This is a genomic window from Enterobacter sp. UPMP701, from assembly GCF_053709515.1.
In genome coordinates this window covers 98,686-113,130 of record NZ_JBSKJN010000010.1, presented here as the reverse complement: position 1 = coordinate 113,130, position 14,445 = coordinate 98,686, and the positions used below count along the sequence as shown (strand labels likewise).

Here is a 14,445-nt window from a genome sequence, read left to right as displayed (position 1 = left end):
ATCACAACTGATAAAGCGAACCCTTAACCAGCCTGCAATGCCGTGATTTCAGATTTATCTGCCAGCCTTTTCAGCAGCATATTCAGCAGCACGCCGTACATCGGCAGGAAGAAAACAATGCTGATAAGCACCTTGAAGCAGTAGTCCACCAGCGCGATCTCCATCCAGTGTTCGGCCATGAAGGCATCCGGGCTGCGCCAGAAGGCGATGAAGAAGAAGGCCAGCGTATCGCTCACGTTGCCGAACAGCGTGGACGCGGTCGGCGCCATCCACCAGCGGTGATTCTGGCGCAGGCGGTTAAACACGTGCACATCGAGGATCTGCCCCAGCGCGTAGGCCATAAAGCTGGCTGCGGCGATACGGGCGACAAACAGGTTGAAGTGGGTCAGCGCCTCAAAGCCCTGCCAGCTTCCCATGTAAAACAGGGAGGAGATCACGTACGAGATGAACAGCGCCGGGAGCATCACTGCGAAAATAATGCGACGCGCCAGCGGGGCGCCAAAGATACGCACGGTCAGATCGGTGGCGAGGAAAATAAACGGAAAACTGAATGCGCCCCAGGTGGTATGAAAACCAAAAATGGAGATAGGGAGCTGCACCAGATAGTTGCTGGAGGTGATCACCAGCAAATGGAAAAGCGAAAGCCAGAACAACGCTTTTACGCGCTGTGATTCAGAAAACTGCGTCATATTGTGACCTTTTTATACGTTGGGGTGAGGGAACCCAATAAAAACCGCAGCATGATACTGCTTTGGCTGGACATTGCAATGGTTAGTTTTTGCGCAATCGTTAACCTGGTTTGCATTGACCGCTGCGGGGCGTAAACTACAGCCGTTTTTACCAGACCGAGAAGACCATGACCGACCTGTTTTCCAGCCCAGACCACACCCTTGATGCCCAGGGCCTTCGCTGCCCGGAGCCGGTAATGATGGTACGTAAAACCGTGCGTAACATGCAGACCGGTGAAACGCTGCTGATTATTGCCGACGATCCGGCCACCACCCGCGATATTCCCGGATTTTGTACCTTTATGGAGCATGAGCTGGTGGCGCAGCAGACCGAGGCGCTGCCGTATCGGTATTTGATTCGTAAGGGTTAAGTTTTGTAGGCCGGGTAAGGCAAAGCCGCCACCCGGCAAAAATACGTCCTCTGCGGCCTGATGCCCTCACCCCGACCCTCTCCCACGGGGAGAGGGAGCAAACACTAAAAACGGCAATCTTTGATTGCCGTTTTGCGTTTACCTAGCCTTTCATCCACGCCCTGATCCCGTCCAGGAACATCTGCGTTGCCATCATCACCAGAATCAGCCCCATCAGGCGCTCCAGTGCGTTCACGCCTTTCTCGCCCAGCAGGCGCAGGAACAGGGACGACTGTAGCAGGATGATAAACGTCCCGCCCCAGGCAATCAGCAGGGCAATCACCAGATGGCTCATCTGGTTCGGATACTGATGCGACAGCAGCATCAGCGTGGCCAGAATGGTTGGCCCGGCGACGAGGGGAATCGCCAGCGGCACGATAAACGGCTCTTCACCCGCAGGCAGGCCGCTGCTACTGCCTTCGGCGCTCGGGAAAATCATTTTTATGGCAATCAGGAACAGAATAATCCCGCCGGAAATAGAAACCGTTTCAGCGCGCAGATTCAGGAAGGCGAGGATTTTTTCACCCGCGAACAGGAAAATAAACATCACCAGCAGGGCGATGAGCAACTCGCGGATCATGATCGCCCGGCGACGCTTCGGCTCGGTGTGCTTCAGCACCGACATGAAGATCGGCAGATTTCCGAGGGGATCCATAATCAGGATCAATAAAACCGCGGCGGAAATGATTTCACTCATCTTTAAATTATCCCTGATACTTAGTAGTGTTATTCCGATGATTAGCACTTTTTCTGATAGCCGGGCAATCATCGATTAATTTCGCTTGCGACTTTGGCAGCATTTTGTAATGTGAAGCATATCCCAGTTCGATACTGGCTTGCACAATCAGCACACACCCCTTGCAGGAAAAAATGCTATGAAAAACGTTGGTTTTATCGGCTGGCGCGGTATGGTCGGCTCTGTACTCATGCAACGCATGGTTGAAGAGCGCGATTTTGACGCCATCCGCCCGGTCTTCTTCTCTACTTCCCAGCTCGGCCAGGCTGCACCGTCCTTTGGTGGTACCACAGGCACGTTGCAGGATGCTTACGATCTGGAAGCGCTGAAGGCACTCGATATTATTGTGACCTGCCAGGGCGGCGATTATACCAACGAAATCTATCCGAAGCTGCGTGAAAGCGGCTGGCAGGGCTACTGGATTGACGCGGCGTCTTCACTGCGCATGAAAGACGATGCGATCATTATTCTCGACCCGGTTAACCAGGGCGTTATCACCGACGGCCTGAACAACGGCGTAAAAACCTTCGTCGGCGGTAACTGCACCGTCAGCCTGATGCTGATGTCCCTCGGCGGCCTGTTCGCGGAGGATCTGGTGGAGTGGGTCTCCGTGGCGACCTACCAGGCGGCCTCCGGCGGCGGTGCGCGTCATATGCGCGAGCTGCTGACCCAGATGGGCCAGCTGCACCAAAGCGTCGCGACCGAGCTGGCAAACCCGGCGTCCGCGATCCTCGACATCGAGCGTAAAGTCACTCAGCTCACCCGTAGCGGCGAGCTGCCGGTGGATAACTTTGGCGTACCGCTGGCCGGTGGTCTGATTCCGTGGATCGACAAACAGCTGGATAACGGCCAGACCCGCGAAGAGTGGAAGGGCCAGGCGGAGACCAATAAAATCCTCGGCACCGCGAACACCATTCCGGTTGACGGTCTGTGCGTACGTATCGGCGCGCTGCGCTGCCACAGCCAGGCCTTCACCCTTAAACTGAAAAAAGATGTGTCTATTCCGACCGTGGAAGAGCTGCTGGCTGCACACAACCCGTGGGCGAAAGTGGTGCCAAACGATCGCGATATCACCATGCGTGAACTGACCCCGGCAGCCGTGACCGGCACGCTGACCACTCCGGTTGGCCGCCTGCGCAAGCTGAACATGGGGCCGGAGTATCTCTCCGCGTTCACCGTCGGCGACCAGCTGCTGTGGGGTGCCGCAGAGCCGCTGCGCCGCATGCTGCGCCAGCTGGCGTAATAATTTGTTAAACACGGGGGGTGATTTTCGCCCCCCTTTTTGTGCGTACTACATGGAGTAAAACGCAGATGTCTTATTTTTTATCGGGAGGAACCACGTCGTTGGCTATGCTTTAAGGAAGATTTATTTCTCACCTGAGGGTAGGACGGAGCAGAGAGGATGAGCTGCACCGTTTAGGTCACATTAAAAGTCGTCCCGGAGCGCGTAAAAAGGGCGACATAAAAAAACAGGATGAATACCATGTCCGATCGTATTTCGAGAGACGTGATTAATGCGCTTATTGCGGGTCATTTTGCCGACCCCTTTTCTGTGCTAGGGATGCACCGTACTGACGCCGGGCTTGAAGTCCGGGCGCTGTTACCGGATGCAACAGAAGTCTGGGTTATCGAACCCAAAACCGGCCGCAAGGTGGGTAATCTGGAATGCCTCGACTCGCGTGGCTTCTTCTCGGGCGTTATGCCCCGCCGTAAAAACCCCTTTCGTTACCAGCTCGCCGTCATCTGGCACGGCCAGCAAAACCTGATTGACGATCCCTATAGCTTTGGCCCGCTCTTAAAAGAGATGGACGCCTGGCTGCTGTCCGAAGGGACCCATTTACGCCCTTACGAAACGCTGGGTGCCCATGCGGATACCATGGACGGTATCACCGGCACGCGTTTTGCCGTATGGGCGCCAAACGCCCAGCGCGTCTCCGTCGTCGGGCAGTTCAACTACTGGGACGGTCGTCGTCACCCCATGCGCCTGCGCCGGGAAACCGGCATCTGGGAACTGTTTATCCCCGGTGCGCACAACGGTCAGCTTTACAAATTCGAGATGATCGATGCCAACGGCAAGCTGCGTATTAAATCTGACCCGTACGCTTTTGAGGCCGAACTGCGCCCGAATACCGCCTCGCTGATTTGCGGGCTGCCGGAAAAGGTTGTCCAGACGGAAGAGCGTAAGCAGGCCAACCGCTTCGATGCGCCAATCTCCGTTTATGAGGTGCATCTCGGCTCGTGGCGTCGTCACACCGATAACAACTTCTGGCTGAGCTATCGCGAGCTGGCGGACCAGCTGGTGCCGTACGCCAAATGGATGGGCTTTACCCATCTGGAGCTGCTGCCGATCAACGAACACCCGTTCGACGGCAGCTGGGGCTATCAGCCTACCGGGCTGTATGCGCCCACGCGTCGCTTCGGCACCCGCGATGACTTCCGCTATTTCATCGATGCCGCGCACGCCGCCGGGCTGAATGTGATCCTCGACTGGGTGCCGGGCCATTTCCCGTCGGATGATTTTGCGCTGGCAGAGTTCGACGGCACGAAGCTGTACGAGCACAGCGACCCGCGCGAAGGCTATCACCAGGACTGGAACACGCTGATTTACAATTACGGTCGCCGTGAGGTGTCGAACTACCTGGTCGGGAACGCGCTGTACTGGATCGAGCGTTTTGGCATTGATGCCCTGCGCGTCGATGCGGTGGCGTCGATGATTTACCGCGACTACAGCCGAAAAGAGGGGGAGTGGATCCCGAACGAGTATGGCGGGCGTGAAAACCTCGAAGCGATTGAGTTTCTGCGCAACACCAACCGCATTATCGGCGAGCAGGTGGAAGGCGCCGTGACCATGGCGGAAGAGTCCACCGACTTCCCGGGCGTTTCCCGTCCACCGTCAATGGGCGGCCTGGGCTTCTGGTACAAGTGGAACCTCGGCTGGATGCACGACACGCTCGACTACATGAAGCTCGACCCGGTTTATCGTCAGTATCACCACGATAAGCTCACCTTCGGGCTGCTCTACAACTACACCGAAAACTTCATGCTGCCGCTGTCGCACGATGAAGTGGTGCACGGCAAAAAATCCATTCTCGACCGCATGCCGGGGGACGCGTGGCAGAAGTTTGCCAACCTGCGCGCCTACTACGGCTGGATGTTCGCCTTCCCGGGCAAAAAGCTGCTGTTTATGGGTAACGAATTTGCCCAGGGGCGCGAATGGAACCACGATACCAGCCTTGACTGGCATCTGCTGGAAGGTGCGGACAACTGGCACCATGGCGTACAGCGTCTGGTCCGCGACCTGAACCTGACCTATCGCCACCATAAAGCGCTGCACGAGCTGGACTTCGATCCATACGGCTTTGAGTGGCTGGTGGTGGACGACCACGAGCGCTCGGTGTTTGTCTTTGTGCGCCGCGACAAGGCGGGTAACGAGATCATCGTCGCCAGCAACTTCACGCCGGTGCCGCGCGAACACTACCGCTTCGGCATTAACCAGCCGGGCAAATGGCGCGAAATTCTCAATACCGATTCCATGCACTACCACGGCAGCAACGCCGGTAACGGCGGGCTGGTGCAGAGCGATGCCATTGAAAGCCACGGCCGTCCGAACTCCCTGAGCCTGACTCTGCCGCCGCTGAGCACAATCTGGCTGGTGCGGGAGGGAGAATGACGCAGCTCACGGCAGGTAAACCCGAACCGCTCGGGGCGCGCTTTGACGGAAAGGGGGTGAACTTCACGCTCTTTTCCGCTCACGCGGAGCGGGTGGAACTCTGTGTCTTTGACGGGGAAGGTAACGAGCACCGTTACGATTTACCGGCGCGCACGGGGGATACCTGGCATGGTTACCTGGCCGGAGGACGGCCAGGGATGCACTACGGTTTTCGCGTACACGGCCCCTGGGAGCCCTCTCAGGGGCACTGGTTTAACCCGGCGAAGCTGCTGATTGACCCGTGCGCGCACCGCGTGGACGGTGAGTTTAAAGATGACCCGTTGTTCCACGTTGGCTACGGCGAACCTGACCACCGCGACAGCGCGCCCGTCGCGCCCAAAAGCGTGGTGGTGCACGATCTCTACGACTGGGAAGGCGATGCCCCGCCGCGCACGCCGTGGGGCAACACCGTCATCTATGAAGCGCACGTCAAAGGGCTGACGTATCTGCACCCGTCGATCCCTAAAGAGATGCGTGGCACCTACAAAGCGCTTGGGCATCCGACGATGGTCGCGTACCTGAAGCATTTAGGCATCACCGCGCTGGAGTTGCTGCCCGTGGCGCATTTCGCCAGCGAGCCGCGTCTACAGCGTCTTGGGTTAAGCAACTACTGGGGCTACAACCCGCTGGCGATGTTCGCCCTCGACCCGCGTTATGCGGTGCATCCGGAGAAAGCGCGGGACGAGTTTCGCGATGCGGTGAAGGCGCTGCACGCGGCGGGCATTGAGGTCATTCTGGATGTGGTGTTGAACCACAGTGCGGAAAGCGATCTTGATGGCCCGACGCTCTCACAGCGCGGAATCGATAACCGTAGCTATTATTGGATCAGGGACGATGGCGATTACGAGAACTGGACCGGGTGCGGTAACACCCTCAACCTCAGTCATCCGGCGGTCACGCATTACGCGTATGAGTGCCTGAAATACTGGGTTGAGACGTTCCACGTGGACGGTTTTCGTTTCGATCTGGCGCCCGTAATGGGGCGTACCCCGGCGTTCAGCCAGCAGGCGCCGCTGTTTGAGGTAATCAAAAACTGCCCTGTGCTTTCCCGGGTGAAGCTCATCGCGGAGCCATGGGACATCGGCGAGGGCGGTTATCAGGTGGGGAACTTCCCGCCGCTGTTTGCCGAGTGGAACGACCACTACCGCGACGCTATCCGCTGCTTCTGGCTGACGCGCGATCTGTCGCTGGGGGAGTTTGCCGGACGCTTTGCCGCTTCAAGCGATCTCTTTAAGCGCGACGGCAAACGCCCGTCGGCCACCGTTAACCTGGTGACGGCGCACGACGGTTTTACGCTGCGCGACTGTGTTTGTTTCAATCAGAAACACAATGAGGCAAACGGCGAAGAGAATCGCGATGGGACTAACAATAACCATAGCTTTAACCATGGTATAGAAGGGTTAGGCGGAAGTCTGGATGTGATCGAGCGGCGACGCGCCAGCGTTCATGCGCTGCTGACGACGCTTTTGTTGTCGCAGGGTACGCCGATGCTGCTGGCGGGCGATGAGCACGGCCACAGCCAGCACGGCAACAACAACGCCTATTGCCAGGACAACACCCTGACCTGGCTCGACTGGGGAGAAGCGAACAGCGGGTTGACCCATTTCACCGCGGCGCTGATCCATCTTCGCCAGCGCATCCCCGCGCTCACCGCCGACCGCTGGTGGGAAGAGGGCGACGGCAACGTTCGCTGGCTGAATAAAGACGCGCAACCGTTAAGCGCGCAAGAGTGGCAACACGGCATACCCTGTCTGCAAATCCTGCTTTCGGATGCGTGGCTGGTGACGCTGAACGCGACGGATGACGTCGCAGAGATTGTTTTACCTGACGGGGAGTGGCGAGCCATTCCTCCCTTTGCCGGAGCGGATAATCCGGTTGTTATGGCTGTCTGGCACGGGCCTGCGCACGGAGTGTGCGTATTCCAAAGATGATAAAAAAGGAGTTAGTCATGGTTAGATTAGAGAAGAACGATCCGTTAATGTTGGCGCGCCAGCTACCATTAAAAACAGTTGCCCTGATACTCGCGGGCGGGCGTGGTACCCGTCTGAAAGATTTGACCATCAAGCGCGCCAAACCGGCCGTTCACTTTGGTGGTAAGTTCCGTATTATCGATTTTGCACTTTCCAACTGCCTGAACTCAGGCATTCGCCGTATTGGCGTCATTACCCAGTATCAGTCGCACACGCTGGTGCAGCACATTCAGCGCGGCTGGTCATTCTTCAGCGAAGAGATGAACGAGTTTGTCGATCTGCTCCCGGCGCAGCAGCGCGTTCACGGGGAGAACTGGTACCGCGGCACGGCGGATGCGGTGACCCAGAACCTCGACATCATTCGCCGTTACAACGCGGAATACATCGTCATCCTCGCCGGAGACCACATCTACAAGCAAGATTACTCCCACATGCTGATCGACCACGTTGAAAAAGGGGCGCGCTGCACCGTGGCGTGTCTGCCGGTGCCCGTTGCGGAAGCAACCGCGTTTGGCGTGATGCATGTCGATGGCGACGACAAGATTATCGACTTTGTCGAAAAACCGGCGAACCCGCCAACCATGCCCGGTGACGACACCAAATCGCTCGCCAGCATGGGGATCTATGTCTTTGATGCCGATTATCTTTATGAGCTGCTGGAAGAGGACGACAAAGACGAAAACTCCAGCCACGACTTCGGTAAAGACATCATCCCGAAAATTACCAAAGCTGGCATGGCGTATGCACATCCCTTCCCGCTGTCCTGCGTGCAGTCTGACCCGAATGCAGAACCTTACTGGCGCGATGTGGGAACCCTGGAAGCGTACTGGAAAGCCAACCTCGATCTGGCATCCGTAACGCCTGAGCTGGATATGTACGACCAGAACTGGCCGATTCGCACGCATATGGAATCGCTGCCGCCGGCGAAGTTCGTCCAGGATCGCTCCGGCAGCCACGGCATGACCCTGAACTCGCTGGTCTCTGGCGGGTGCATCATCTCCGGTTCGGTGGTGGTGCAGTCCGTGCTGTTCCCGCGCGTGCGTATAAACTCATTCTGTAATATCGATTCGGCGGTTCTGCTGCCGGATGTCTGGGTAGGGCGTTCGTGTCGTCTGCGTCGCTGCGTGATCGACCGTGCCTGCGTCATTCCTGAAGGGATGGTGATTGGGGAAAACGCAGAAGAAGACGCGCGTCGTTTCTACCGTTCTGAAGAGGGGATCGTGTTAGTCACACGGGAAATGTTGCGGAAGCTGCAGATCAAACAGGAGCGATGATGCAGGTTTTACACGTATGTTCTGAGATGTTCCCGTTGTTAAAAACGGGCGGCCTGGCGGATGTTCTTGGTGCATTACCGGCGGCGCAAATCGCCGGTGGAGTCGATACCCGCGTCCTGCTGCCCGCCTTCCCGGATATCCGGCGCGGCATTCCCGATGCAAAGGTCGTGACGCGCCGTGAAACCTTTGCCGGACGCATCACCCTGCTGTTTGGGCATTACAACGGCGTAGGAATTTACCTGATCGACGCGCCGCACCTGTATGACCGACCGGGTAGCCCGTATCACGATACGAACCTGTTCGCCTACACCGACAACGTGCTGCGCTTTGCGCTGCTCGGCTGGGTAGGGGCGGAGATGGCCGTCGGGCTGGATCCGTTCTGGCGTCCGAACGTAGTGCACGCGCACGACTGGCACGCCGGGCTGGCGCCTGCCTATCTGGCGGCGAAAGGTCATCCTGCCAAATCTGTTTTTACCGTACACAACCTGGCGTATCAGGGCATGTACTATGCCCATCATATGAATGACATCGATCTGCCATGGTCGTTCTTTAACATGCACGGGCTGGAGTTCAACGGGCAAATTTCGTTCCTGAAGGCCGGGCTGTACTACGCCGACCATATTACGGCGGTGAGCCCAACCTACGCGCGTGAAATCACCCAGCCGGAGTTTGGCTACGGTCTGGAAGGGTTGTTACAGCAGCGCCACCGTGAAGGCCGCCTGTCGGGCATTCTGAACGGTGTGGATGAGCAGATCTGGAGCCCGGAAACCGATCTCCTGTTGGCCGCGCGCTATGGCCGCGACTCCGTGGAAGACAAAGCGGAAAACAAACGCCAGCTGCAAATTGCGATGGGGCTGAAGGTCAACGATAAGGTGCCGCTGTTTGCGGTGGTCAGCCGCCTGACCAGCCAGAAGGGGCTGGATCTGGTGCTTGAGGCGCTGCCGGGGTTGCTTGAGCAGGGCGGCCAGCTGGCGCTGCTCGGCGCGGGCGATCCGGTGCTGCAGGAAGGTTTCCTCGCCGCTGCTGCGGAGCATCCGGGGCAGGTGGGCGTGCAGATTGGCTATCACGAAGCGTTCTCGCACCGCATCATGGGCGGCGCGGACGTGATTCTGGTGCCGAGCCGGTTTGAGCCCTGCGGCCTGACGCAGCTCTACGGCCTGAAATACGGTACCCTGCCGCTGGTGCGCCGCACGGGCGGGCTGGCGGATACGGTGTCGGATAGCTCTCTGGAAAACCTGGCGGACGGTATCGCCAGCGGGTTTGTCTTTGAAGACAGTAATGCCTGGTCGCTGCTTCGGGCGATTCGGCGTGCATTCGTCTTGTGGTCCCGTCCATCCCTGTGGCGTTATGTGCAACGTCAGGCGATGTCGCTGGACTTTGGCTGGCACGTTGCGGCGCAGTCCTACCGCGACCTTTATCAACGCTTGATGTAACGAGGCGAAGTTACTGATATGAATGCTCCATTTAGCTACTCTTCCCCCACGCTCAGCGTTGAGGCGTTAAAGCACTCCATCGCCTACAAGCTGATGTTCACCATCGGGAAAGATCCGGTCATTGCCAACAAGCACGAGTGGCTGAACGCCACGCTGTTTGCGGTGCGTGACCGTATGGTCGAACGCTGGCTGCGCTCTAACCGCGCCCAGCTTTCGCAGGAGACGCGGCAGGTTTACTACCTGTCGATGGAATTTTTGATTGGCCGCACTCTCTCTAACGCGCTGCTGTCGCTGGGTATCTACGACGACGTCAAAACCGCGCTGGAAGAGATGGGACTGGATTTAGAAGAGCTGATTGACGAAGAGAATGACCCGGGCCTCGGTAACGGTGGTCTGGGGCGCCTTGCCGCCTGTTTCCTCGACTCGCTGGCGACGCTGGCGCTGCCGGGCCGCGGCTACGGTATTCGCTACGACTACGGGATGTTCAAGCAGAACATCGTCGATGGCCGTCAGAAAGAGTCCCCGGACTACTGGCTGGAATACGGCAACCCGTGGGAGTTCAAACGCCACAACACGCGTTACAAGGTGCGCTTTGGCGGACGCATTCAGCAGGAAGGGAAAAAGTCCCGCTGGGTGGAAACCGAAGAGATCCTCGCCGTGGCTTATGACCAGATCATCCCCGGCTACGACACCGACGCGACCAACACCCTGCGCCTGTGGAACGCCCAGGCGAGCAGCGAGATCAACCTCGGTAAATTTAACCAGGGCGACTACTTTGCGGCGGTGGAAGATAAAAACCACTCAGAAAACGTCTCCCGCGTGCTCTACCCGGATGACTCAACCTACTCCGGCCGCGAGCTGCGCCTGCGCCAGGAGTATTTCCTCGTTTCCGCGACGATTCAGGACATCCTCAGCCGCCACCATCAGCTGCATAAGACCTACGCCAACCTGGCGGAGAAGACGGCGATTCACCTTAACGACACCCATCCGGTGCTCTCCATTCCTGAGCTGATGCGTCTGCTGATTGACGAGCATAAGTTCAGCTGGGACGACGCGTTTGAGGTAACGTGTCAGGTGTTCTCTTACACCAACCACACCCTGATGAGCGAAGCGCTGGAGACCTGGCCGGTGGATATGCTGGGCAAAATTCTGCCGCGCCACCTGCAGATTATCTTCGAGATCAACGACTACTTCCTCAAAACGTTGCAGGAGCAGTACCCGAACGATACCGGCCTGCTGAGCCGTGCGTCGATCATTGATGAATCCAACGGTCGCCGCGTGCGCATGGCCTGGCTGGCGGTGGTGATCAGCCACAAGGTCAACGGGGTGTCCGAGCTGCACTCGAACCTGATGGTGCAGTCGCTGTTCGCTGATTTCGCGAAGATCTTCCCGACGCGTTTCTGCAACGTGACCAACGGCGTTACGCCGCGCCGCTGGCTGGCGCTGGCCAACCCGCCGCTCTCTGACGTACTGGATGAGAATATCGGTCGCACCTGGCGCACCGATTTAAGCCAGCTGAGCGAGCTTGAACAGCACATTGATTTCCCGACGGTGAACAAGGCCGTGCGTGAAGCCAAGCTGTTGAACAAAAAACGTCTCGCGGTCTGGCTGGCGATGCACCTCAACGTGGTGGCAAACCCGAAAGCGCTGTTTGATGTGCAAATCAAGCGCATCCACGAGTACAAGCGTCAGCTGATGAACGTGCTGCATGTGATTACTCACTACAACCGCATTAAGACCGATCCGACCGCCGAGTGGGTGCCGCGCGTGAAGATCTTCGCCGGTAAGGCCGCGTCCGCCTACTACATGGCGAAACACATTATTCACCTGATCAACGACGTGGCGAAGGTGGTGAACCAGGATCCGGATATTGGCGACAAGCTGAAGGTGGTGTTCATCCCGAACTACAGCGTGAGCCTGGCGCAGCTGATCATCCCGGCGGCGGATCTCTCCGAACAGATCTCCACGGCAGGAACGGAAGCGTCCGGCACCAGTAACATGAAGTTTGCCCTCAATGGCGCGCTGACCATCGGCACGCTGGACGGCGCGAACGTCGAGATGCTGGAGCACGTAGGTGAAGAGAATATCTTTATCTTCGGCAATACCACGGAAGAAGTGGAGGCGCTGCGCAGGAAAGGCTACTCACCGCGTGAGTTCTACGAAGGGGATGAAGAGCTACGTCAGGTCCTGACGCAGATTGCGACCGGTGTGTTCAGCCCCGACGAGCCGGGCCGCTATCGCGATCTGGTGGATTCGCTGATTAACTTTGGCGACCACTACCAGGTGCTGGCGGATTATCGCAGCTACGTAGACTGTCAGGATAAGGTGGACGAGCTGTACCGTCAGCAGGAGAAGTGGACCAGCGCGGCGATGCATAATATCGCCAATATGGGCTATTTCTCGTCTGACAGGACCATCAAAGAGTATGCCGAGAACATCTGGCATATTGACCCGGTGCGGTTGTAAAAACAACCCCTCACCCCAGCCCTCTCCCCGAAGGGGAGAGGGTGTTAAAGTCCCCTCTCCCCTTCGGGGAGAGGGTTAGGGTGAGGGGGCACAGCCCGCACCGATCGTATTAAGACGCCAACGACAATTCACGCTTTCCCGCATGCTGCTGCAACCACTGCGCCACGCGAGACTGCTGCTCGGCGTTGAGCCACATCCCTTCTTTAGTACGACGCCAGATGGCATCCTCAAGGCGGCGAACCCACTCGTGCTCGACCAGGTAGCGCAGCTCGGCCTCGTACAGTTCGTGGCCGAAATGCTCACCCAGATCGGCGAGCTCTTTCGCGTTACCGAGGAACAGCTCGGTATTGCTGCCGTAGGTGCGGGCGTAGTGGCGCGCCATCCCTTCGGTAATGAACGGGAAACGACGGCGCAGCTTCGCGGCGTAATCGTCGCGGTTTCCGCCAATATCGCCGCCGGGCAGCACAGCCTCTTTGGTCCACGCCGGGCCAATGCCTTTGTAGTACGGCGCCAGTTTTTCCAGCGCGTGCTCGGCCAGCTTGCGGTAGGTGGTCAGCTTGCCACCAAACACCGACAGCAGCGGCGCCTGACCGTCCACGTCGTGGATATCGAGCGTATAGTCGCGGGTGATGGCCTGCGGTGAGTCAGACTCGTCATCGCACAACGGACGCACGCCGGAGTAGGTCCAGACCACGTCATCGCGTGACAGCTGTTTCTTAAAGTGCGCGTTATACACTTTCAGCAGGTAGTTCACTTCGCTCTCGTCGATCTCGACGTTTTTCGGATCGCCTTTGTACTCCACGTCGGTGGTGCCGATGATGGAGAACTCGTCCATCCACGGGATCACAAACACGATGCGTTTATCTTCGTTCTGCAGAATGTAAGCCTGCTTCTGGGTATGCACGCGCGGCACCACAATGTGGCTGCCTTTAATCAGGCGGATGCCGTACGGAGAAGGCAGATGCATGCCGTCGTCGAAGAACTGCTTCACCCACGGACCGGTGGCGTTCACCAGGCCGCGCGCTTTCCAGCTGAATTTCTCGCCGGTATCGATGTCTTCCGCTTCCACAATCCACAGGCCGTTTTCACGACGGGCGGCGGTCGCGCGGGTGCGGGTTTTCACCTCGCCGCCTTTCTTCTCGACCATCTGCGCATTCGCCAGAACCAGGCGCGCATCGTCCACCCAGCAGTCGGAATATTCGAAACCGCGCACGATTTCAGGCTTAAGGACCGATTCTGAGCCAAAACGCAAACCGTTCGAACCCGGCAGGCTGGTGCGTTTGCCCAGGTGATCGTACATAAACAGACCGATGCGGATCATCCACGCCGGACGCAGGTGCGGGCGGTGAGGCAGGCGGAAGCGCATCGGGATCGCCAGATGCGGAGCCATTTTCAGCAGCACCTCACGTTCGGCCAGCGCTTCGCTGACCAGGCGGAATTCGTAGTGTTCCAGGTAGCGCAGGCCACCGTGGATCAGCTTGGAGCTGGCGGACGACGTCGCGCAGGCGAGATCGTTAGCTTCCAGCATCAGCACGGATAAACCGCGTCCTGCGGCATCAACCGCAATACCGGCACCGTTGATGCCACCGCCTATCACAATCAGATCTTTGGTTTCCATAACACCCTCATGCACTTTCGTTAAAGCTCAAAAATGTTCGATATCGCTCATAATAGCAAAGGAACGCGCTTTTGGTAACATCAAAAAAACAATTTAGAGTG

The 14,445-nt window shown here is 57.9% G+C and carries 10 protein-coding genes; 7 read left to right on the top strand and 3 right to left on the bottom strand.

Features of this window, described 5'->3' with window-relative positions:
• Positions 1-23: 23 nt before the first annotated feature.
• Positions 24-689 carry a 7-cyano-7-deazaguanine/7-aminomethyl-7-deazaguanine transporter gene (locus ACWKXT_RS19055; protein ID WP_028014693.1) on the bottom strand — a complete coding sequence of 222 codons (666 nt, stop codon included), beginning with the start codon at positions 687-689 and terminating at the stop codon, positions 24-26.
• A 167-nt stretch (positions 690-856) separates the two neighbouring features.
• Here ACWKXT_RS19055 and tusA point away from each other — a divergent pair, with 167 nt between their 5' ends.
• Positions 857-1,099: a sulfurtransferase TusA gene (gene tusA / locus ACWKXT_RS19050; protein ID WP_008503071.1), complete on the top strand. Its 243-nt coding sequence runs from the start codon at positions 857-859 to the stop codon at positions 1,097-1,099.
• Between the two features lie 142 nt (positions 1,100-1,241).
• Here the strand turns inward: tusA and yhgN are convergent, their stop codons facing one another.
• Entirely contained in the window at positions 1,242-1,835 is a 594-nt protein-coding gene (gene yhgN / locus ACWKXT_RS19045) for an NAAT family transporter YhgN (RefSeq protein ID WP_003861574.1), read from the bottom strand.
• 178 nt (positions 1,836-2,013) lie between these two features.
• Here yhgN and asd point away from each other — a divergent pair, with 178 nt between their 5' ends.
• The 6 genes from asd to glgP all read left to right on the top strand — a co-directional run bounded on the left by asd (position 2,014) and on the right by glgP (position 12,726).
• Entirely contained in the window at positions 2,014-3,117 is a 1,104-nt protein-coding gene (asd, locus tag ACWKXT_RS19040; RefSeq protein ID WP_454529550.1) for an aspartate-semialdehyde dehydrogenase, read from the top strand.
• A gap of 240 nt (positions 3,118-3,357) precedes the next feature.
• Positions 3,358-5,544 carry a 1,4-alpha-glucan branching enzyme gene (gene glgB / locus ACWKXT_RS19035; RefSeq protein WP_454533119.1) on the top strand — a complete coding sequence of 729 codons (2,187 nt, stop codon included), beginning with the start codon at positions 3,358-3,360 and terminating at the stop codon, positions 5,542-5,544.
• A complete protein-coding gene (gene glgX, locus ACWKXT_RS19030) occupies positions 5,541-7,514 on the top strand; it encodes a glycogen debranching protein GlgX (protein WP_454533118.1) in 1,974 nt (657 codons plus the stop codon). Before glgB ends, glgX begins: the two co-directional genes overlap by 4 nt.
• A 17-nt stretch (positions 7,515-7,531) precedes the next feature.
• Positions 7,532-8,827 (top strand): glucose-1-phosphate adenylyltransferase, encoded by a 1,296-nt coding sequence (gene glgC, locus ACWKXT_RS19025; protein WP_003861582.1) that lies wholly within the window; start codon positions 7,532-7,534, stop codon positions 8,825-8,827.
• On the top strand, positions 8,827-10,260 hold the full coding sequence (glgA, locus tag ACWKXT_RS19020; protein WP_454529547.1) for a glycogen synthase GlgA: 1,434 nt from the start codon (positions 8,827-8,829) through the stop codon (positions 10,258-10,260). The genes glgC and glgA overlap by 1 nt, the downstream gene beginning before the upstream one ends.
• An 18-nt stretch (positions 10,261-10,278) precedes the next feature.
• Positions 10,279-12,726, top strand: coding sequence for a glycogen phosphorylase (gene glgP, locus ACWKXT_RS19015; protein ID WP_454529546.1), 2,448 nt, complete (start codon positions 10,279-10,281; stop codon positions 12,724-12,726).
• 109 nt (positions 12,727-12,835) lie between these two features.
• On the opposite strand, the gene glpD is transcribed toward glgP, so the two are convergent.
• Positions 12,836-14,344, bottom strand: coding sequence for a glycerol-3-phosphate dehydrogenase (gene glpD / locus ACWKXT_RS19010; protein ID WP_454533117.1), 1,509 nt, complete (start codon positions 14,342-14,344; stop codon positions 12,836-12,838).
• Positions 14,345-14,445 lie beyond the last annotated feature (101 nt).